Annotated in this window: 17 protein-coding genes and 1 riboswitch; of the genes, 6 read left to right on the forward strand and 11 right to left on the reverse strand. The window is 67.3% G+C overall.

Going from position 1 to position 20,078, the window contains the following annotated elements; genetic code table 11:
• Positions 1-119: 119 nt before the first annotated feature.
• The 6 genes from AAG816_RS06645 to AAG816_RS06670 form a co-directional block, all read right to left on the reverse strand.
• On the reverse strand, positions 120-1,523 hold the full coding sequence (locus tag AAG816_RS06645) for an ABC transporter substrate-binding protein (RefSeq protein ID WP_341988774.1): 1,404 nt from the start codon (positions 1,521-1,523) through the stop codon (positions 120-122).
• Positions 1,524-1,748: 225 nt separating this feature from the next.
• On the reverse strand, positions 1,749-2,474 hold the full coding sequence (locus AAG816_RS06650) for a Crp/Fnr family transcriptional regulator (protein WP_341988775.1): 726 nt from the start codon (positions 2,472-2,474) through the stop codon (positions 1,749-1,751).
• Between the two features lie 182 nt (positions 2,475-2,656).
• Positions 2,657-3,619, reverse strand: a complete 963-nt coding sequence (locus tag AAG816_RS06655) for a HEAT repeat domain-containing protein (RefSeq protein ID WP_341988776.1) — start codon at positions 3,617-3,619, stop codon at positions 2,657-2,659.
• A 10-nt stretch (positions 3,620-3,629) separates the two neighbouring features.
• Complete coding sequence (locus tag AAG816_RS06660) at positions 3,630-3,863, reverse strand: ferredoxin family protein (RefSeq protein WP_341988777.1); 234 nt, start codon at positions 3,861-3,863, stop codon at positions 3,630-3,632.
• 40 nt (positions 3,864-3,903) lie between these two features.
• Complete coding sequence (locus AAG816_RS06665; RefSeq protein ID WP_341988778.1) at positions 3,904-5,640, reverse strand: fumarate reductase/succinate dehydrogenase flavoprotein subunit; 1,737 nt, start codon at positions 5,638-5,640, stop codon at positions 3,904-3,906.
• Positions 5,637-5,987: a DUF971 domain-containing protein gene (locus AAG816_RS06670; protein ID WP_341988779.1), complete on the reverse strand. Its 351-nt coding sequence runs from the start codon at positions 5,985-5,987 to the stop codon at positions 5,637-5,639. The genes AAG816_RS06665 and AAG816_RS06670 overlap by 4 nt, the downstream gene beginning before the upstream one ends.
• Before the next feature lie 296 nt (positions 5,988-6,283).
• A riboswitch (cobalamin riboswitch) is annotated at positions 6,284-6,488 on the forward strand.
• Positions 6,489-6,638: 150 nt separating this feature from the next.
• Between AAG816_RS06670 and AAG816_RS06675 the strand changes: the two genes are divergently transcribed.
• From AAG816_RS06675 to AAG816_RS06695, 5 genes are all read left to right on the forward strand, one after another.
• Complete coding sequence (locus AAG816_RS06675; protein ID WP_341988780.1) at positions 6,639-8,576, forward strand: TonB-dependent receptor; 1,938 nt, start codon at positions 6,639-6,641, stop codon at positions 8,574-8,576.
• Between the two features lie 116 nt (positions 8,577-8,692).
• Positions 8,693-9,436, forward strand: coding sequence for an ABC transporter substrate-binding protein (locus tag AAG816_RS06680; protein WP_341988782.1), 744 nt, complete (start codon positions 8,693-8,695; stop codon positions 9,434-9,436).
• Positions 9,433-10,428 (forward strand): iron ABC transporter permease, encoded by a 996-nt coding sequence (locus AAG816_RS06685; protein ID WP_341988783.1) that lies wholly within the window; start codon positions 9,433-9,435, stop codon positions 10,426-10,428. The genes AAG816_RS06680 and AAG816_RS06685 overlap by 4 nt, the downstream gene beginning before the upstream one ends.
• Positions 10,425-11,198 carry an ABC transporter ATP-binding protein gene (locus AAG816_RS06690; RefSeq protein WP_341988784.1) on the forward strand — a complete coding sequence of 258 codons (774 nt, stop codon included), beginning with the start codon at positions 10,425-10,427 and terminating at the stop codon, positions 11,196-11,198. Before AAG816_RS06685 ends, AAG816_RS06690 begins: the two co-directional genes overlap by 4 nt.
• Complete coding sequence (locus AAG816_RS06695; protein WP_341988785.1) at positions 11,191-11,883, forward strand: hypothetical protein; 693 nt, start codon at positions 11,191-11,193, stop codon at positions 11,881-11,883. The genes AAG816_RS06690 and AAG816_RS06695 overlap by 8 nt, the downstream gene beginning before the upstream one ends.
• A 312-nt stretch (positions 11,884-12,195) precedes the next feature.
• Here AAG816_RS06695 and AAG816_RS06700 read toward each other — a convergent pair whose 3' ends face one another.
• The 4 genes from AAG816_RS06700 to AAG816_RS06715 are packed head-to-tail and all read right to left on the reverse strand — an operon-like array spanning position 12,196 to position 16,831.
• Positions 12,196-13,824, reverse strand: coding sequence for a GMC family oxidoreductase (locus tag AAG816_RS06700; protein WP_341988786.1), 1,629 nt, complete (start codon positions 13,822-13,824; stop codon positions 12,196-12,198).
• Positions 13,817-14,155, reverse strand: coding sequence for a hypothetical protein (locus AAG816_RS06705; RefSeq protein WP_341988787.1), 339 nt, complete (start codon positions 14,153-14,155; stop codon positions 13,817-13,819). Before AAG816_RS06705 ends, AAG816_RS06700 begins: the two co-directional genes overlap by 8 nt.
• Positions 14,152-15,552: a sugar porter family MFS transporter gene (locus AAG816_RS06710; RefSeq protein ID WP_341988788.1), complete on the reverse strand. Its 1,401-nt coding sequence runs from the start codon at positions 15,550-15,552 to the stop codon at positions 14,152-14,154. The genes AAG816_RS06705 and AAG816_RS06710 overlap by 4 nt, the downstream gene beginning before the upstream one ends.
• A gap of 19 nt (positions 15,553-15,571) precedes the next feature.
• On the reverse strand, positions 15,572-16,831 hold the full coding sequence (locus tag AAG816_RS06715; RefSeq protein ID WP_341988789.1) for an aminotransferase class I/II-fold pyridoxal phosphate-dependent enzyme: 1,260 nt from the start codon (positions 16,829-16,831) through the stop codon (positions 15,572-15,574).
• A 216-nt stretch (positions 16,832-17,047) separates the two neighbouring features.
• Here AAG816_RS06715 and AAG816_RS06720 point away from each other — a divergent pair, with 216 nt between their 5' ends.
• On the forward strand, positions 17,048-18,397 hold the full coding sequence (locus tag AAG816_RS06720; protein WP_341988791.1) for a sugar porter family MFS transporter: 1,350 nt from the start codon (positions 17,048-17,050) through the stop codon (positions 18,395-18,397).
• A gap of 8 nt (positions 18,398-18,405) precedes the next feature.
• On the opposite strand, the gene AAG816_RS06725 is transcribed toward AAG816_RS06720, so the two are convergent.
• Complete coding sequence (locus AAG816_RS06725) at positions 18,406-19,998, reverse strand: serine hydrolase (RefSeq protein ID WP_341988792.1); 1,593 nt, start codon at positions 19,996-19,998, stop codon at positions 18,406-18,408.
• Positions 19,999-20,078 lie beyond the last annotated feature (80 nt).

The following is a 20,078-nucleotide window of genomic DNA, read 5'->3' on the forward strand; positions in this document are numbered from 1 at the left end:
TGGCGCATGGGGGGCCGGCTCCGCCGGCGTAAAACCGCCGGCGGCAAAGATCTTGGGAGGGAAGGCCTCGGGCGTGAATGCCTCGGGTGTAAATGCGGTGGCGCTGCGCTTCATGGCGATCACCCTCGGCCCGCGGCGACGCTTTTCAGCGCGTCGTCGAAGCTCATCACGGTGCCGCCGGACTTGGCCGCTTCCGCCTCGGCGTCCTTCTTCAGCAGGAAGGGCAGGATCTGGGTTTTTCCGTCCTTGGGCACGGCGGCATAGAAGGCCTCGCTGGCAAACAATTTGATGCCGCGCGGGGTGTCGAACAGATAGGTCACCGCCACCTTCTTGCCCTGGGTCTTCATCTGCGCGAGCGCGCCCAGGGTGCAGAGCGGGCTGGAAAAGGCCTTGATGCCCTCGCCCTCCACCCAGATCTCGCCGGCCTTGCGCGGCTCGGTGATGGCGACCTTGCAGAAGCCGTCCTCGCCGGTGACTTCGTAATTGGCGAGGCTGGCCAATTGCTTGTCGTAATCGAGCCCCAGTTCGCCATAGGCCTTGCGCACATAGCTGTCGTTGACCCAGGCCTTGACGTCGAACTCCTTCATCCGGCCGAGCTTCTGCAGCACGCCCGCATCCTGTGCGGCATCTTCCACCAGTTGCGGCTTGATGGTGGGGTCCATGGTCATGATGCCGCCGGGGCCGAGGAAGATGTAGACCACTTCCTTGTCGATGCCGGTCCATTTGGCGATCTGCTCGGCCGCGCTCTTGGGATCCTTGCGCACCCAGGCGTCGGCCTCGACGATGGCCTTGATGTAGGCCACCACCACTTCGGGATATTTGCTGGCAAAATCGGTGCGCACCACCACCCCGTGCCAGGTGGGGGCGGAGGTCTCGACGCCGTCGAAGATCTTGCGGGCAAAGCCGCGGAACGGCAGCAGCTCGGCGAAGGGCACGAAGTCGGCGTGGGCGTCGATCTTCTTTTCCTGGAGGTTGGTGGCGCCCACTTCCGGGCTCTGGCTCACCAGGCGGAAGTAATCATCGGACCATTTGTTGTCCTGCATGGCTTTGAGCACCATGCCATGGGCGGCGGAGCCGAACGGCACGCTCAGCACCTTGCCCTTGAGATCCGAGAGCTGGAAATAGGGCGAGTCCTTGTGCACCACCACGCCGTTGCCGGAGCCGTAGATGTTGTAGGCGGCGACGGCGATGAGCTGGCTCTTGCTGTCCGGATTGGACTGGAAGGTGTAGCCGTTCACCACCAGCGGAAAGTCACCCATGCCGCCGAACTGGAGCTTGTCGGCCATCATGCCGTTGGTCACCGGCGGGCCGGAGGTGAAGTTCTGCCAGTCGAGCTTGAAGGTGATGTTGGCGTATTTGCCGTCCTTCGGCAGGTACTTTTCCAGCAGCTTCAACTCACGGATCACCACGCCGGTGGTGACCGTGTTGGTGGTGGTGTCCTGGGTGCCGATGCCGACATTGACCGTCTGCTGGGCGTGGGCGGGGCCGGCGGCGACCAGCGCGCCAAGGCCGGCGGCAGCCAAACGACTGGGAAGGCGGGAACCCCGTAGGCGGGGTCGGGAGGCGAAGCAGTCCATCCGCATGTGGGTCACCTCTGAAAGGGAAGCACGGCTCTTTGCGGCCTTAAGCTCATCTTCCGTCGCCAGCTTCGAGCTGTTCAAAGGAAGACCGGGCCGGACAGTCGATTAGTTGCCTCCAATGAGGCCCTGGTGAATTTTTCGGCAGATCCCTCATGGCCTGCCTTGGCCTCAAGCACCGCCGCGCAAGGCGTGCAGGGCTTCCACCTCGTGCACCACCAGCTTGGACTTCTCGGCGGTCAGCACGCCTTGCTCCTGCAGGCGCTTGAGGCTGATGGTGACCCATTGCCGGGTGGCGCCCACCATATGGGCCAGGTCCGCATGGGTGAGGGCGGTGCCGATGGCGATGCCATTGGCCTCCTTCACGCCATAGGCGTCGCACAGATGCAGCAGGAGGTGGGCCAGCCGCTCGGTCACCGAACGGGTGCCGAGCATCTGCGCCAGCGCCGAATAGCATTTGCCCTTGAAGGTCAGGCCCTCGATCAAACCCAGCGCCAGCGCCGGAATATGGCCCATGAGGCGGCGCAAGGTCTTGCCGGGAAGGTGGATGACCACGGAATTGGCGGCCGCAACACCGGACCAGACATGCGGGCTCTGGCCGAACAATTCCGGTCCGCCGACGAAATGTCCCGATTGCCAATAGGCCAGGGTGATCTCGCGCCCCGAGGGGGCGATATAGAACACCCGGATGCGGCCGCTCTCGATGAGATAGATGCCGTCGTGCGGGGTGCCCTGGGAGAAGACCATCTTGCCGCGATAGACCACGCGGCGCTGGCCCTCCCGCAGCACGTCTTCGCGCTCCTTCAGCGACAGGCGCTGCAGCAATTGCGGTGGGCCGCCGCTCAGCAGCGCATTCTCGCTGAGCAGCAGCGCCTGGGCGGTGGCGGTGTTGGACAAGAGCACCGATCCTGTGCCGCGGGAAGGGGGTGGCGCATCGTGTGCGAGCAACGCGATCCTCCGTGGTCCGTAGGCCTGGAAACCCGTTTTCCAGTTTGGAACCGCCGCAAGAAGCGTACCAAGCATAACAACATTATGTCTACTGATTTAATTAATTTATAGCCCGCAGTCTGCCGAGACCGTCACGCCACGGCCTGGCACCGGCCCAAGGCCCACCGCACCAGCTTGCGCACATCGGGGTCGGGATCATTGCAGGCCGCTTCCAGAGCGCCCAAGGCGGCAGGATCGGCAATCTCGCCCAAGGCCGCCGCGGCTTCCTTGCGCACGTTGCTCAGTTCATGCCCCAGCGCGCCACCAATGGCCGCCACCGCGGCAGTCGCCTGCATCTTCCCCAGCGCGTTCACGGCCTTGGCCTGCACCTGCCAGGCTTCGTCATCCAGGGCCGCGATCAGGGGCAAGGTTGCCTCCGCGAGCTTGGCCTTGCCGATGGAGAAGGCGGCTTCCTCACGCACCAGCCAATGGGGATCGCGCAGCCCGGCAAGCAGGGCCGGAACGCCCGGCGTGCCGGATTTGACGAAAACCAGCGAGGCCATCACCGAACGTCGCACCGAGGCGTCGCTGTCCTTGGCGGCCACCAGCAGCGCCGGCAGCGCGGCCTCCGCCTTCAGATAGCCCAGCACCGCCAGAGCCTCTCGGCGCACGGTGGCGTCCGGATGCTGGAGCGCGGCCAGCGCCACCGGCATGGCCGCGGGCTCCTGCATCTCCCGCAGCGCCCGCAAGGCCGCCGCCTGAACGAAGGCATTGCCCTCGCCCGCCCGCTCGATCAAGCGGTCGGTGGCGGCGGGCTCTTTCTTGTCGGCGAGGCTCTCGGCGGCGGCGAGGCGCACCGCCTCGTCCGCATCGTCCAGGGCCGCGATCAGGCCCAGCGCCACGGCGCTGCCCTGGTGCTCGTCCAGCGCCTTGGCAGCGGCGGCGCGTACGCCGGCGTCGCTGTCGGAAAGGCCCGCCAGCAGGAGGTCGGCGGCGCCCTCCTCCACCGCTTCGGCCAGTTCCATCATCGCCACCTTGCGGATGCCCGCATCGCCGTCGCGGGCGCGGACCGCCAGAGCCTGCAGTTCGTCGTCGAAGGTCTCGAACATCGCCATGTCGTGGCCCTCAGCGCAGCAGATAGGGAATCTCGACGGTCACCGCGCCGGTGGGGCAATCCACCTCGCACGGCATGCAGTACCAGCATTCGTCATACTTCATGTGGGCCTTGCCCGAGGCGGGATTGATGGCCAGCACATCCAGCGGGCACACGTCGATGCACACGCGGCAGCCTTTTTCGGCGATGCACTTTTCATCGTCCACGGTGACCGGGACACTGGTGGCGTGATTGGCGAGGGGCATGGGGGCTCCGAAATCTTGCAGAAGGGCGGGTCGGTGCGGATCATTCCGCCGCGATGGCGGGGGTGCGGAGCTGATGGTAGGCCCCCATTTCCTCGTCCGGGATCTCGACCACATAGGGGTCCACCTCCCGCTTCTTGTGGGCCATGCGGCCCTGACCGTCCTTGTAGAGCAAGGTGTGGCAGAACCAGTTCTCATTGTCGGTGGCGGGGTGGTCCACCCGCCAGTGATAGAGGCCCCAGCGGCTCTCGGTGCGATAGAGCGAGGCGGCCGCGGCCATGTCGGCGCAGTCGAGAATGGAGCTGAGTTCCAAGGACCGCATCAGTTCGTGCGGGTCGCGCACCGCCAGATGCTTCAGGTCCTCGCGGATCTCGCCGAAGCGCTGCTGGGCGATGCGATATTTGGCGGTGACCTTCGGCGGCTGGAGATAATCGTTCACCAGCCGGCGGGTCTTGTATTCCACCTCAAAGGGCGAGAAGCCGTCCTCGCGCCGGGTGGGCGCCAGCACCCGCTCCTGCTCGGCCAGCACCTGGCCGGCGTCATAGGCCGGCAGGTCGGTGGAGGCGCAGTAATCGGCGGCATCCTGGCCGGCGATGCCGCCGTTCACGAAAGCTCCGAGCATGTAATTGTGCGGCACGCTGGCCATGTCGCCGGCGGCATAGAGGCCGGCAATGGTGGTGCGGGCGTTCTCGTCCACCCACACGCCGGAGGCGGAATGGCCGGAGCAGAAGCCGATCTCCGAGATGTGCATCTCCACCATGCTCTCGCGATAATCGGTGCCGCGCCGCTCATGGAAGCGCCCGCGCGAGGGCCGCTCGTTGGAATGCAGGATGGTCTCGATCTCGCCGATGGTCTCCTCGGCCAGATGGGTCATGTTGAGGAACACCGGTCCGTTGCCGCTCTGCAATTCGGAATAGAACTCCTTCATCATCTGCCCGGACCAGTAATCGCACTCGATGAAGCGCTCGCCCTTGTTGTTGGCGGTGTAGCCGCCGAACGGGCCGGTGACATAGGCGCAGGCCGGGCCGTTATAGTCCTTGATCAGCGGATTAATCTGATAGCATTCGAGGTTCGCCAGGCCCGCCCCCGCGTGATAGGCCATGGCATAACCGTCGCCGCAATTGGCCGGGTTTTCATAAGTGCCGAACAGATAGCCCGAGGCCGGCAAGCCGAGCCGCCCGGCAGCGCCGCAGGCGAGAATGACGGTCTTGGCCCGCACCACCAGGAACTCGCCGGTGCGGGTGTTGACGGTGATGGCGCCCGCCGCCTGGCCATCCGGGCCGGTGAGCAGGCGGGTGGCCATGTAGCGGTTGGTGACCACCACCTGGAGCCGGCGCAACTGGCGATAGAGCGCCTTCTTCACATGGTGCCCTTCCGGCATGGGCAGCACATAGGTGCCCATGTGGTGGACCTTGCGCACATTGTATTCGCCGGAACCGTCCTTCTCGAACTTCACCCCGATCTTGTCCAGATACTGGATCATCGGGTAGGAGCCGGTGGCATAGGCCATCACCGCCTTCTGATGAACGATGCCGTCGTTGGCGACGGTGATTTCCTTAACATATTGCTCGGGCGTGGCGTAGCCGGGGATGACCGCATTGTTCAGCCCGTCCATGCCCATGGAGACGGCGCCGGAGCGTTTCACGTTGGCCTTCTCGATGAGCAGCACCTTGAGGCCGGGATTCTTCTCCTTGGCCTTGATGGCGGCCATGGGCCCGCCCGTACCGCCGCCGATGACGAGGATGTCGGTCTCGACGATCTCGGTCTTGATCTCGCTCATGGATTTTGCTCCGCGGAAGGGGCGGCGGCGCGGGCACGGAAGGTGCTGAAGGGATAGATTCCGCGCGCGTGGCCATCGGAAAAATGCAGGTTCAGCGCATAGTCGGCCACCAGCGCCAGATGGGTGATGGCGATGCCGGGGAATGCGTCCGGAAACCGGTTGTCGGCCCGCTGGCGGGTGCACCAGGCGCAGCGGCAGCTTGCCCGCAACGCCTCGGCCGCGAACGGGATCGGATCTTCCGCCCCCCAGGTCAGCACCAGGCCATCGCGGGCGGCGGTGAGCCGGACCTCGTCCGGCACCGCGTCAAGATCGAAAAGGGAGGTGGGTGCCTGTGCATGAGCCGTCATGAGCCCGATTGGACACCTGCGACCGCCGCCTCGATAGCAACTAGTTGCTGAATTGGAGTCATATTAATCTGGGTCCGGCTTGCGCCTTTCGCCCGCGGGTCCCGGGCTGGCATGGAAGCGGGCGCCGGTGGCCAGCCCCGCACATCGGCTGCGGCCGCCCGAAGCGCACGCATGTGTATGGAGCGAAGCTGCCGGCGCTCCGCGCGCCAGAAATGGCCGGACACGTGAATTGGTGGATCTCCCAGCGGCCGACCTTGGATCGGAAATCGCCTTGGTTGACGAGCAGGCTTCCTTTCCTCTAGCGTTGCCGCGACGGTTCCCCTCGGGGATCAAAAGGGAACGCGGTGCGGGTGGAATTTTCCGCCCAATGCCGCGGCTGCCCCCGCAACTGTAAGCGGCGAGCTTTGCGTCGAATGCCACTGGGCCTGTAACGGCTTGGGAAGGCGGCGCACAAGCGTTGACCCGTGAGCCAGGAGACCTGCCGTCAGTCGTGGTCACACGCGAGCACGTCAGGCGGGGTGCACTGGCCGTGGTGAATGCATCCGATTTGGTTCGGCTGCAGGATCTTCGTTCGCGGTGACGTGCCACAGACGTCCCGCCGAGGGTCCGATGCTTCCGTTTCCCCAACGCGCCGCACGCGCGCCATCGCTCGTGCTCGCCTCATGCCTGGCCCTTCCCCTGCTCCTGCCGGCGGCCGCTGCGCGCGCTGAGGATGCGGCCTCCACCATTGCTTTGCCGGATGTGGTGGTCAGCGCCACTGGCACGCCTACCCCAGCCGATCAGGTGGCCAGTTCGGTCACCGTCATCACCGCACAGGATCTGGACCGGGCGCAGATCCGCACCGTGCCCGATGCGCTAAAGACCGTTCCTGGCCTCAATGTGGTGCAAACGGGTGGTCCCGGAGGACAGACCTCCGTCTTCATCCGTGGCACCAATTCCAACCAAGTGAAGGTGCTTATCGACGGGGTCGAAGCGAGCGATCCTTCCACCCCCAACGGCGCCTTTGATTTTGGTCAGCTGCTCACTGCGGATGTGGCCCGCATCGAGGTGCTGCGCGGCCCGCAGAGCGGTCTCTATGGCTCCGACGCCATCGGCGGTGTCATCTCGGTGACGACGAAGAAGGGCGAAGGACCCACCCGCTTCACCGGTTTCGTAGAAGGTGGCGCGTTCGGGACCTTCAACCAGGCCATGGGCGTGAGCGGCGCGACCGATAAACTGTCCTATGCCTTCAATGTCGCCCATTTCGCCTCCAGCGACACGCCGGTGACGCCCGCCAATATCGCCCCGCCGGGCTGGCCGCTGAACCCCAACACCTATGACAACTGGACCTATTCCACCCGGCTCGATGCCCAATTATCCGAAGCCTTCGCCCTCAATTTCATGGCGCGCTATACCTCGTCCCAGCTCGGCTTCACGCCGGACATCTATCCGGCGCCGACCTTTGCCGGTGTCCCGGCGGCTGAGCGCAGCACCTCGTTTGCCCGCCAGTTCCTGACCAAGGGCGAAGGGGTCTGGACGGCGCTGGACGGAAACCTCGTCAGCACCTTCGGCATCAGCGAACTGGATATCTCACGCCCGACGGTCGGGCCGAATACCTCCGCCAATGGCACCTATGACGGTGATCGGCAGACCTATTACGCCCGCTCCAACCTCACGTTCGCGCCAGGACAGACTCTGTTGCTCGGCCTCGAACGGCGCAACGAGAGCATGACCTCCTCCACCACCTACACGGACCTCACCGCCAGCACCGGCAACACCGCGGTCTATGGCGAATGGCAGGCGGCATTCGGCGAGCGCTTTTTCCTGGCCCTCAACGGGCGCAATGACGATGACGACACCTTCGGCAGCCACGCGACCTGGCGCGTCGCCCCGGCGCTGCTGTTCCCGGAGACCGGCACCAAGCTGAAGGCCACCTATGGCACCGGCTTCAAGGCGCCGAGCCTGTATCAGCTCTACGCGCCCTATTATGGCAATGCGGACCTGAAGCCCGAGGAAAGCACCGGCTATGATGTCGGCTTCGAGCAGCAGGTCTTCGGCGGCAAGGCCAGCTTCGGCGCCACCTACTTCCACAACGACATCACCAATCTGATCAGTTATGACCCCGCAACCTATGTAAACATCAACGTCGCCAGCGCCACCACGCAGGGGGTGGAAACCTTCCTCGCCATGGCGGTCACCGATCGCCTGAACCTGCGGTTTGACTACACCTACACCCAGGCCATCGGCTATCTGCCAGAGGATGCGCCGTTCGGGGCGTCGTGCGCGCCGCGCAGCACGACCACCTGCACGTTGCTGCGGCGCCCCAACAACAAATTCAGCATGACCGCCGACTGGAAGCCCATCGATCCGCTCACCCTGTCGGCAAGCCTCGTCTACGTGTCGTCCTGGTGGGACATCGTGCGCTTCACATCCGATACCGTGGACCAGCCGGGCTATACGGTGGTGAATCTGGCCGCCAACTACGCCCTCAATGGCAATGCCACCGTGTTCGGCCGCGTCGATAACCTGCTGAACACGCAGTACGAAAATCCCAATGGCTTCCTCGGTACCGGATTCGGCGCCTATGGCGGCGTGAAGTTCACTTACTGAAGGGGGCGGGCACGATGCGGCGTTTTTCTCGTCTCCTTTGGTTCGCCTGTGTCGCGGCCGCGCTTGCGCCATTGCCCGGCCGCGCGGACGGGACGGCGGCGAAGCCGCGCCGCATCGTGTCGCTCAATTTGTGCGCCGATGAACTGCTGGTGGCGCTGGCGGATCGGGCCCACATCGCCTCCCTCACCTATCTGGCCCGCGATCCCATCGGCTCCACGGTGGCGCAGGCGGCGGCGGGCATTCCCGTGAACTACGGCCTGGCGGAGGAGATCGTGCCGCTGGCGCCGGACCTCGTCATCGCCGGCACCTTCACCACCCGCACCACGGTGCGTCTGCTCCAGCGCCTCGGCATTCCGGTGCTGGAGCTGTCCGTTCCGACGACGCCCGAAGCCGCGGCCGCGCAGATCCGCGCCGTGGCCGACCGGATCGGCGAGCCGCAGCGGGGCGCAGACTTGGCCCGGCAGTTGGAAACCGGCCTTGCAGCCTTGCCGTCGCCGCCGGCACAGCCGCCGGGCGCCGTGGTGGTGCGGCCCAACGGCTTCACCGCCGGGTCGGGCTCCATGGCCGATGCCCTCATTGAGCGGGCGGGGCTGCACAACCTCGCCCGCCGCCACCCTACCGACCGCATGGGGCAATGGAGCGTGGAAGAGATCGTCACGGCGCAGCCGGATGTGCTGATCACCGACGCCGCGCCCGGCGCGCCGCCCTCTTTGGCGCAAGAGGTGCTGCGCCACCCCGCGCTCGTCGCCAGCACGGCCCGCCGCGTCTCGGTTCCGGGCCGCTTGTGGGCCTGCGCCGGCCCGGAACTGGTCGATGCGGCGCGCCTGCTCGCCGACGGCGCACGGGCGGATCTCCCATGAGCAGGTCGCATCGCTGGCTCATCCCCGGCCTCGGCCTTCTGGTGGCGGTTCTGCTCCTGGGGTCGCTGGCCATCGGCTATGCGCCGCTGGATCTCAAAGCGGCCCTCGGCGACGTGCTGGCGGGCCGGCAAAGCCTGCCGGCACTGGTGCTGCTGCAATTGCGCCTGCCCCGCGCGCTGCTCGGCGCGGCGGTGGGGTTCAGCCTCGGACTGACCGGCGCCGCCATGCAGGGGCTCATGCGCAATCCTCTGGCGGACCCGGGCATTGTCGGCGTCTCCGGCGCGGCGGCGCTGGGCGCCGTAATCGCCTTCTATTCCGGCTTCGCCAATGCGTTCGCGCTCGCGCTTCCACTGGGCGGCCTCACCGGGGCGGCAGTCGCTACCGCCCTCCTGCTGGCGCTCGCCCGCCGCGGCGGCGGCACCACGCTGCTGATCCTGGCCGGCGTTGCGCTCAACAGCTTGTGCGGCGCCCTGACGGCGCTGGCCCTCAACCTTTCCCCCAGCCCTTACGCCGCGCTGGAGATCGTGTTCTGGCTCATGGGCTCGCTGGCCGACCGCAGTCTCGATCATGTGGCACTCGCTCTGCCGTTCATGGTGGTCGGCTGGGGCCTGGTCCTGGCCACCGCGCGCGGCCTCGATGCCTTGACGCTCGGCGAGGACACGGCGGCGAGCCTCGGCATTCCCCTGCGCCGCCTGCGCCTGCTGGTAATCGGCGGCACCGCCGCGGCGGTGGGTGCCTCGGTGGCGGTGGCGGGAGCCATCGGCTTCGTGGGGTTGGTGGTGCCGCATCTGCTGCGGCCACTGGTGGGGCACCGGCCCGGCCGCCTGCTGCTGGCCAGCGGCCTTGGCGGCGCGGCGCTGACACTGGCAGCGGATATCGCGCTGCGGCTACTGCCGATCCGGCCGGAATTGAAGCTCGGCGTCGTCACCGCGCTCATCGGCGCGCCCTTCTTCCTCGCCTTGTTGTGGCGCCTGCGGCGGGAGGCGGAATGATCATCACCGGGCAAGATCTGCGTGCCGTGCGCGGCACCCGCACAGTGCTGGACGGCGTCTCGCTGGAGGCCCGCCCCGGCGAAGTGCTCGGCCTGCTTGGCGCCAATGGCGCCGGCAAGACCACGCTGCTGCGCCTGCTCGCCGGTCTGGAGCCCCCCGCAGGCGGCAACGTCACCTTCGACGGGCGGGCGGCTTCCTCCATTGGCCGGGCGGAGATGGGTCGGCAACTGGCCTATCTCGCTCAAGGCGGTGCCGTCTCCTGGCCCATGACCGTCGAAGCGGTGGTGGCCTTGGGCCGCTTGCCGCACGGCGATGCCCCGACAGAGGCAGCCGCCATCGCCCGTGCCATGGCGGCGGCGGATACCACCCACCTGCGCGCACGCCCGGCCGGATCACTCTCCGGCGGCGAGCGCATGCGCGTGCTGCTGGCGCGGGCACTGGCAGTGGAAGGGCGCGCTTTGCTCGCCGACGAGCCCGTGGCGGCGCTGGACCCCGCCCATCAACTCCACACCATGGAGGTGTTGCGGGCCAAGGCCCGTGACGGCCAGACCGTGGTGGTGGTGCTGCATGACCTCACGCTGGCCAGCCGCTTCTGCCATCGCATCGCGATGCTCTCCGCGGGGCGCCTCATCGCCTTCGGGACACCCGGCGCGGTCCTCACCGCCGATATTCTCGCCGCCGCCTATGGCGTCACCGTGGAAGCCGGCACGCGAGCCGGCGAGACCTTCATCCTGCCCTGGACCCGCATAAGGACCCCCGCCCATGAATAGCGACGCCATCGATCTGGCCGAACGCCACGCCCGTGACGCCACCTGCGGCTGGAGCCTTGGCGTGTTCGGCGCCGTGGCCGAGTTCATGCGCGACGCAGACGAAGCCACCCGCATCGATCGGCAGCCGTGCCGGCTCGAACTCTCGACCGCGCGCGGCGCCCTGCGGCTGGACGCCCACCCCGCACTGCAAGTGATCACCTACGAGACGCCATCCCGACACGCGGAGCGGCGTCGACCGGGACTCGCGCTCTGCCTGCCGCAGGATCAAGCGCAACGCGCCACCCGCGCGGCGCTGACCGCCCTCGGCCCGGATACGCAGGCGATCCGCCCGCAGGATCGCGACGGCGAACTGTTCGATCTCGGTCTCGCCACGCCGACGCTGGACGCCCTCATCCGGGCCACGGACGCCGACTTGATCGCCGCCCTGCACGCAGCCGAGGGCACGGCGCTGTTTACGAGGCCGGACCTGCTCGGCCAGATCGCCGCCAAAGGGCCGCACCGCGTCTTCCTCTCGGCGCTCGGCCGCATCGAGGTGTTTCAACCGATTCCGCCGCCCGACGGCACCAGCCCGGAAGGTCCACACACCCACCTGCTGCCGAAACTGCTCGCCCACCGGCTCGGCCATGCCGCCAACCTGCCCATACCCAAGGGGATGGCAGTTTGCATGTCGATCCATCTCCAATGAGGATCGGGCACACGACTGCAACCCTGAAGCCCCCCTTTCGCGCCAGGATCTATTCCGCCTCTTTCGAAGCAATCCGATATCTGAGGGACTTACCTGGTAATACCTTGCCGACTGCGGTGACACCCGTCACCCGTCCAGCGCCCTCCGATCCTGACGCCGCCGCATCTATCGCCCGCCTCCGAGCCTCGCGCGTGCCCGTGAAGTGCGGGACGGACTCCCAGGTTCACAGGCCGACGGTATGGAGACGTCGGCCTCCACGCCCGCGCACCATTCGTGCGCCCGAGAAGGACTACTCGGGTGGCCCCGCCTTCCTCACGCCCGCGTGCCGCTCTGCTGGGCTTTGGCGATCAGATGATCACCAAGGCGGTCCGAAAGGGCCATGATGGTCAAGGTGAGGTGCTTGTCCGGCAGGAAGGGGATGACACCGCCATCGCAGATGTAGAGATTTTCGATCTCATGGCTGCGCAGGTTGATGTCCACCGTGCCGCCGGCCGGATCCGCCGACATGGGCGTGGTGCCGGCGTAGTGGATGCCGGTGCCGCTATTGTCCACGCTGGCATGCACGAGGGTGGAGGATGCCCGCCGCAGCACCTTGCGGCCCCAGGCGAGCATGGCGTCCATGCGCTGGCGCCCGGTGTCGGTGACCGCGAAATCCACATCCACATGCCGCACGCCATAGCGGTCCTCCGTCCGGCCGGGACGGACCCGGTTGCCCGGCACGACCTCGCCGGCGCAGAACAGTCCGAGCGTCACGTAGCTGTAGAACATCATCCGCGCCATCCGCACCTTCAGGGCCGGCGGAAAGCCCCTCATGCCGGTCAGATAATGCGGCACATCGGGAATGCCGTGGATGCCGTGGCCGATGAAGGGGAAGGACGACCCGTCCGGCAGCTTGCCGCGCGACATCAGGATCAGCAGGTCGCCATAGCCGATGTCATAGCTGCGCCGCCGGCCCCACAGCTTCCAGAGCGATGTGGACAGGACCGCCTTGGGATTGTCCTGCAGTGCCAGCCCCACGCGGCCGTTGTCGTTGGACAGGCCGGTGGGGCTTGCCGCGTCGGCGGAATTGAACAGGATGCGGGGCGTCTCGACCGCACCGGTGGCCAGCACCACCAGCTTCGCCTTCAGGCTGCGGCGCTCGCTGGTCCGCGTGTCCACATACTCCACCGCGGAGATGGACCGCGATCCGTCCTCCCGCACAAGCCGCACCACCTTTGCGTGCGTGCGCAGCTCATAATTGGGCCGGAGGCGCAGTTCGGGCAGCAGACGGGCCGAGAATTTATAGACCGCACCCACCGGACAGCCGGACGTGCAGACGCCGGTGGAGACGCACGCCCCTTCGGTGCCGATGCGGGTGTTGATGGCCTTGCGGTTGGGAATGGCGTGCGAATAGGCCTCGCCCAGCGACTTGACCGCCCGCACCACCAGTTCATCCGGCGGCCGCAGGGGCTTGGGGGTCACGAACTGGCCGTCGGGCAGTTCGGGGATGTTCTCCTGGGTGCCGCAGACGGTGATCCGCTGCTCGACAGCCGCGTAGTGGTCGGCCAGCGCGTCGTATCCGATCGGCCAATCGGCGAAGTCCGCGCGTGAGAAGCGGACGCTCACCCCGTTCCAGAGCGTCTGGAGGCCATCCACATTCAGCACCTGAAAGTGCTGGAATCCGCCCTTGGGCCGGTCGGTAGAGCCCTCGGTGCGATCGGCGAACAGGGGATGGATGAAGAGGCTGTCGTGCGGATCGCTCGGCCACACCGTGCGGGGACCGATGCCGAAGTCCCGCGCCGTGCCGGGTGGCGCTTCGGTGCGGAAATGATCCGGCGCCAGCAGCCCGCCCTGCTCCAGCGAGACCACGTTCAGGCCGGCCATGGCCAGCCGATGGGCAAGGATTCCCCCGCCCGCCCCTGTGCCGACGATGCAGACGTCGCAGTGTTCGGCCTCAGCCACGTGCGCCTCCCACGGGCCATTCCCCCACCGACTTCAGGAAGGCCGGCGACGAGAAATAGACCTGCTCGAGAAAGGCCGAGAGCGGGGCCGAGCGCGCGCCCAAATCGCTCCGGTGCAGGACGCCGGTTATGGCGACCTCGGACCGCTGGGCGATGTCCGCCAAGGCGGCGCTGAGCTGTGCATTGGCCAGCGCGATGCGGGTGATGTCGGACAGCATTGGAGTCAGAACGTCCCGATAGGGGCTGCGCGCCACCAGGGCGGCCACAAGGCGGCCGAGGTCCATATTGGTGCCGGCGACCGGCATCGCCAGATCGATGGAGGGCTCGCTCACACCCGCCCCCCGCTCAGCAGGACGCCGGCATCCGGCCCGGCCGAGGCGCGCTTGAGCGTGCGCAGCGGCTGCCCCGAGCGCAGGTGGCGCTCGATGTCCTCCAGCGCCACGCCGTTGGTCTCCGGCACCAGCCGCACGGCGAAGACGACGCCCGCTGCGCACACCAGCGCATAGATGGCGAACACCCCGCCCAGGCCGAGATGGGCGACCATCATCGGGAAGGAGAAGACGACGAGGAAGTTGAAGCCCCAGTTGGCCAGCGAGGCCGCGCCCATGCCGAGACCGCGCACATTGAGCGGGAAGATTTCCGACATCATCACCCACGGCAGCGGGCCGAGGCTCACCGCGAATGAGGCGATGTAGAGCACGAGACCGATGAAAGCCAGGATATCCAGCGATTCCGCGTCGGTGGCGGCGGCGATGGCGATCATGCCGAGGCTCAGCGCCGCGCCGCAGAAGCCGATGATCAGCAGCGGGCGACGACCGATGCGGTCGATCAGCCCCATGCCCACCACGGTCATGAGAACATTGACGATCCCGATGCCGATGGTGGCCATCAATTGCACCGAAGACAGGTCAAACCCGGCCTCGCGAAACACCACCGGCGCATAATAGATCACCGCGTTGATGCCGCTCAATTGCTGGAGCAGGAACAGGCCGATCCCCACCACCAGCGCCGGGCGCGCCACCGGGCCGAACAGTTCGGCCCATGTGCCCCTGCCCCGCTCGCTGTCGGCGGTGCGGGCGATCTCCTGAAGCTCCGCATCCACGCGCGCATCGCCCGGCGGCAGGCTGCGGATGCTAGCGATGGCGAGGCGCGCGTCCGCTCCCCGGCTCTGCTTGACCAGCCAGCGCGGCGTATCGCGCAGCACATACATGCCCAGGAACAGTGCGACGCCGGGCACCGCGCCGAACAGGAACATGGCGCGCCAGGAGTCGGAGAAGAGGAGGGCGATGAGATAGGCCCCGAGGATGCCGAGCGTGATCGCCAACTGATAGATGGAGACCAGCATGCCCCGCTTCTCGGGCGGCGCGCTCTCGGAGATGTAGAGCGGGGCCACCAGCGAGGCCATGCCGATGGCAAAGCCAAGCACGAGGCGGGCGACGCTGAGCATGGGAATGCCGCTCGCCGAAGCGGCGACCAACGCGCCGACGGCGAACAGCAGCGCCGCGCACAGCAGCACCCACCGCCGGCCGAGCGCATCGACCAGCCGCCCGGCAAGCAACGCGCCGAACAAGGCACCGAACGGCACCGCCGACGTCATCACGCCTTCCATGAACGGGTCGATGCCGAACTGGGCATGGAGCAGGTGCAGCGCCCCGGCGATGACCCCCTCATCAAAACCGAAGAGAAAGCCGGCGATGCCGGCCACGATCGCAATCACATAGATCATCATGTCCGTCGTCCTGTCCGCTTCAGCGCCACAGGTTCGCCGCCACCTTGCGGATGGCGAGAACGATGTCGCGGATGTCCTCTTCGCTCAGATTTGAGCTGATGGTCAGCAGCGTGCCGCGGGCATGCACGTCGTCGCAGACGGGCAGTGCCCCGTGGCCATAGTCATAATCGGCGGCAAACGCGTTGGAGGGATGGGTCCAGGGGAAGCCGTCGCGGGCATTCGAGCGCCTGTTCACGAGGCTCGGAATGTTGAAATACCAATGCAGCCCCCACTCCCGCATGGTGATGCAGGACAGCGAACCGGGCGGGCCGGCGATGCCCTCCGCCCGCAGCGCGGCGATGAAGGATTTCGCCTTCTCCGCATCTGGCAGCAGCATCAGCAGCGTCGGCCCGGTATCCCCGGCCGGGTCCGGCACCTCGCGGAAGGTGAGGCCCTCAATGCCCTCGACGGCGGCACGAATGGCCCATTTCGCGTTGCGCATAGCCCCGGTGATGGCCGGCAGCTTGCGGGACTGGGCCAGCGCCATGGCGCCGGCCAGTTCCGACATGCGCGCGCCCATGCCCCAGAGCTGGCATTCGGGATCGGACACGTCCAGCCGGCCCGCCGCCGTGCGCGGATAGCCCAGATCGTGGAGCGCCACGATGCGCCGAAACAGCGCGTCGTCCTCGCACACGATCATGCCGCCGTCGCCGGAGGTCATGTTCTTGTTCAGCTGGAAGGAGAAGATGCCGATGTCGCCAAACCGGCCGACGGCGGTTCCGTTGATGCTCGCTCCCGCGGCCTGGGCACAATCCTCGATCAGCTTCACGCCGCGCGCCTTGCAGATGGCGGCGATCTGCTCGATATGCCCCGGCGCGCCGCTCATGTGCACGCACAGCACCGCGCGGGTGTGCGGACCGATCTTGCGGGCCACGTCGGCGGGATCCATGCAGTAGGTGGCATCCATGTCCACCAAGCGCGGAATGGCGCCGTTGCGCACCACCGCCGACACGCAGCTCACCCACAGATAGCCAGGGATCAGCACCTCGTCGCCGGGTCCGATCTCCAGCGCCGCCACCGCCACGGCGAGCGCCGCGGTGCCGGAGGACACCGCGAGCGCGTGCTTGTGCCCGTAGGCTTCGCACCATTCGCGCTCCAGCGTGTCCACCATGTGCTGAGGGTCGAGGCCATAGAAGCGGAACGGGCTGCGCGCGAGCACCACCCGCTCCACCAGCACCCGTTCTTCCTCGCCGATCCAGTGCGCGCCGGGCAACTCCCAGGGCAGCGGCGCGGTGCGCACGGGCTCACCACCATCGATCGCCAGACGGTTTGTCCGCTCATGGCGAACACTTTCGCTATCGGATTCAATAGAAGACATTGTCTTTACCCGTGAGATTATATTTTGCCGGATGCAGATCTAATTTTACGGATTACATAGCTCATTTCAATTTGATAAGCTATCGCTCAATAAATGCGCGACGCGATTTCCCGGCGCTGGCGCACGGAGTTTCCCCCTATGGTCCCGAAGACCCTTCTGCGCGCCGCCATGCCGTCTCTCATGGTGCTGAGCTCCGGCATATTGTTCGGCTACAGCACCGGCGCCATCGCCGGCGTGCTGGAGGTGATCACCCCAGCGTTCGCCCTGTCGCTGACCGGGCAGCAACTGTTCGTCGCCAGCCTGCCGGGCGCGGCCTTCCTCGGCGCGGTGGCGGCGGGGCCGCTGTCGTCCGGCATCGGCCGCCGGTGGGCGATGGTGGCCACCTTCCTGCTGGCCGCCGTCGGCTGCGGGCTCACGCTGGCCCAACCGGGGATGACCGGCCTCCTGCTCGGCCGCCTGCTGATCGGCGTCGCGGTGGGCATCTCCGCCATGATCGCGCCCATGTATGCGGCCGAGATCACGCCCGCCCACCGGCGCGGGGCCGTGGTGGGGCTGTTCCAGCTGGCCGTCACCCTGGGCATCCTCGGCGCTTATGCCACGCCGCTGCTGTTCGCGCCGGCCATCCACTGGGCGCTGATCCTGGGCCTGGGCCTCGTCCCCGCAGCGGCCGGCCTGCTGGCCGTGCTCGGCCTGCCGGAGAGCCCACGCTGGCTTGCCGCGCAAGGCCGGCACGCCGCCGCCGGAGAGGCCGCGCACTGGCTCGGCATCGGCGCCGAGATGGGCGCGCCCGCCGGCGCGGCCCGATCCGGCGGATCGCTGTGGCCGCTGCTGACGCGGGGCAGCACCGGGGCGGTGCTGATGCTGTGCAGCGCGCTGTTCGTGCTGCAGAACCTCAGCGGCATTGATGCGATCCTCTATTACGCGCCCCACATCTTCCAGCAGCTCGGCTTTGCCGCCGGCACCTCCGCCTTCGCGGCGACGTTCGGCATCGGCCTCTTGAACGTGATCGCCACCCTGGTGGCGCTGCGCTACGTGGACAGCGCCGGCCGCCGGCCGCTGCTCATCCTCGGCTGCACCGCCATGGCGATCGGCCTCGGCACGGTGGTGGGCGCGGCGGTGCTGGACTGGCCCTGGCTGAGCCTCGCGGGCCTTGGCCTCTACATCGCCGCCTTCGCCATCAGCCTCGGCCCCTTGCCTTATGTGCTGATGTCCGAACTGTTCCCCACCGCCATCCGCGAGACCGGCATCGCCGCCGCATCCGCCGCCAGCTGGCTGTTCAACATGCTGGTGGCGTTCGTCTTCCTCTCCCTGGTGGAGTGGATGGGCCTCGCCGGTGTGATCGCCCTGTTCATGCTGGTGTGCCTGCTGGCGCTGGCCATCTGCTTCGCCTTCGTGCCGGAGACGCGCAGCCGCTCGCTGGAGACCATCGAGGCGGACGTGCTCGCCGGCACACCGCTGCGCGCCGTGGGGGCCGGGGGGCGCGACTAGCCCCCCGATCACCGCGTCCATGTGGCGAGGCCCTCGGCGTCAAGATATTCGATCTTGAGTTCGGTCGCCTTGCCGGCCTTCACCACGAAGCGCACGGATGACAGCGAGCCATAGGGCATGTTCTCGCCACGCGGGGCGACTGCAAACGTGTCGCCATCCCAGTGGGTCAGCGGCATGGACAGTTTGCCGGGGCCGAGCGCCAGCACCAGGCCGCTCTGGGCCTGCGTGATCCGCGCCGGGCCATAATAGGCATTCTTATAGGTGCCGACATAATCGGCCACCGGCCGGGCGGCAGCGGGCTTCGCCGGCGCAGTCTTGCCCGCTAGGTCGCCCGACGGGTCATTGAAGGCCATCAGCAGCGGATTGAACATCGCATACCAGTCACGGGTGGGCGCGCCATAGAGCACCGTGTCCATGAACTGGCTGCTGATCGCCTCCGCGGCCCCCACGGGGGCGCCGTTGGTCAGCACCACGATGGCGATGTCAGCGGACGGCAGGAAGCGCACCTGCGTGCCCGCACCGGTGCCGAAGGCGCCGGAATGGGACAGGTCGGGCCGACCGTCCGCATCCACCCCGACGTTGAAGCCGAAGCCGTAGAAACCGGATCGCGCGTTGACGGTGGGGGCAGGCGAACTGAAGGACTGCGCCCGCAGGGCCGGCAGCAGTGCGGCGGGGGCAATCAGTTCCTTCCCGTTGTAGCGGCCGTTGGCGAGCACCAGCTTCATCCATTCGGCCATGTCGGTCACGCTGGACGACACACCACCGGCCGGGGACTGCTGGTCCGGGTCGCGCTGGAAACGCGGCGTGAAGCGCCCGGCCTCCAGCGAGTGCAGCACCGCCCGGTTCTCACGCTTGAGCAGGTCCTGATACCGCGAGCTGGTGGATGTCATGCCCAGCGGCCCGTAGAGCATCTTCTGGGAGAGGTCCTCCCACGATTGGCCTGAGGCCCGCGCCACCGCCTCGGCGCCGGTGGTGAGGCCGAAGTTGGAATAGGCATAGGAGATACGGAACGGCGTCAGCGGCAGCAGGCGCAGCCGCGCCAGGATCGCGGCGCGATCGAAGCCGATGTCCTCGAGCATGTCGCCGCCTGCGTGCGGCAGGCCGGTGCGATGCGAGAAGAAGTCGCCCACCGTCGCATTGGCGCTGACATAGGGATCCTTCAGCGCAAAGCCCGGCATGAGCTGCGCCACCTTGTCGTCCCACTTCACCACACCGGCCGTCACCTGCGCGGCGACGACGGTGGCGGCGATCGGCTTGGATACCGAGGCCAGCTGGAACACGGTGGCCGTGTCGATCAAGCCCGGCTTGCCCAGCTCACGAACGCCGAAGCCCTGCGCGAACACCGTCTTGCCGCCGTGCACCACGGCGACGGCCGCCCCCGGGAGGCCGCTGCGCTTCAGCACGCTCTCGATCGCCGCCGGCAGGTCCGCCAGCGCCCGCTCCGTCCCGCCCTGGGCGAGCGGGATGACGTCTTCCGGCGGGAATGTCCCAAGCGTCACGGGAACGGTCTGCGCCTGCAGCGGCAACACCGCGGAGCTGAGCAAAATGGCGGCGGCGAGTTTCAGTGCCCCGCGGCCAACAAACGAAGTGAGCATGGCCATGACATCGGTCTCCAGCAATGTGATCGCCTGCAAACGGGGCGGCCACGTCAGGGGTCAGGTCGGTGGTGGGGCCGGCGCAT

Source organism: Azorhizobium sp. AG788, assembly GCF_943371865.1.
In the GTDB taxonomy this organism is placed as follows: Bacteria; Pseudomonadota; Alphaproteobacteria; order Rhizobiales; family Xanthobacteraceae; genus Azorhizobium.

Excerpts from the sequence above, each read along its gene's own strand:
- AAG816_RS06655 (WP_341988776.1), bottom strand. The coding sequence starts at position 3,619 with ATGGCGATGTTCGAGACCTTCGACGACGAACTGCAGGCTCTGGCGGTC.
- AAG816_RS06660 (WP_341988777.1), bottom strand. The coding sequence starts at position 3,863 with ATGCCCCTCGCCAATCACGCCACCAGTGTCCCGGTCACCGTGGACGAT.
- AAG816_RS06665 (WP_341988778.1), bottom strand. The coding sequence starts at position 5,640 with ATGAGCGAGATCAAGACCGAGATCGTCGAGACCGACATCCTCGTCATC.
- AAG816_RS06670 (WP_341988779.1), bottom strand. The coding sequence starts at position 5,987 with ATGACGGCTCATGCACAGGCACCCACCTCCCTTTTCGATCTTGACGCG.
- AAG816_RS06685 (WP_341988783.1), top strand. The coding sequence starts at position 9,433 with ATGAGCAGGTCGCATCGCTGGCTCATCCCCGGCCTCGGCCTTCTGGTG.
- AAG816_RS06690 (WP_341988784.1), top strand. The coding sequence starts at position 10,425 with ATGATCATCACCGGGCAAGATCTGCGTGCCGTGCGCGGCACCCGCACA.
- AAG816_RS06695 (WP_341988785.1), top strand. The coding sequence starts at position 11,191 with ATGAATAGCGACGCCATCGATCTGGCCGAACGCCACGCCCGTGACGCC.
- AAG816_RS06710 (WP_341988788.1), bottom strand. The coding sequence starts at position 15,552 with ATGATGATCTATGTGATTGCGATCGTGGCCGGCATCGCCGGCTTTCTC.
- AAG816_RS06720 (WP_341988791.1), top strand. The coding sequence starts at position 17,048 with ATGGTCCCGAAGACCCTTCTGCGCGCCGCCATGCCGTCTCTCATGGTG.
- AAG816_RS06725 (WP_341988792.1), bottom strand. The coding sequence starts at position 19,998 with ATGGCCATGCTCACTTCGTTTGTTGGCCGCGGGGCACTGAAACTCGCC.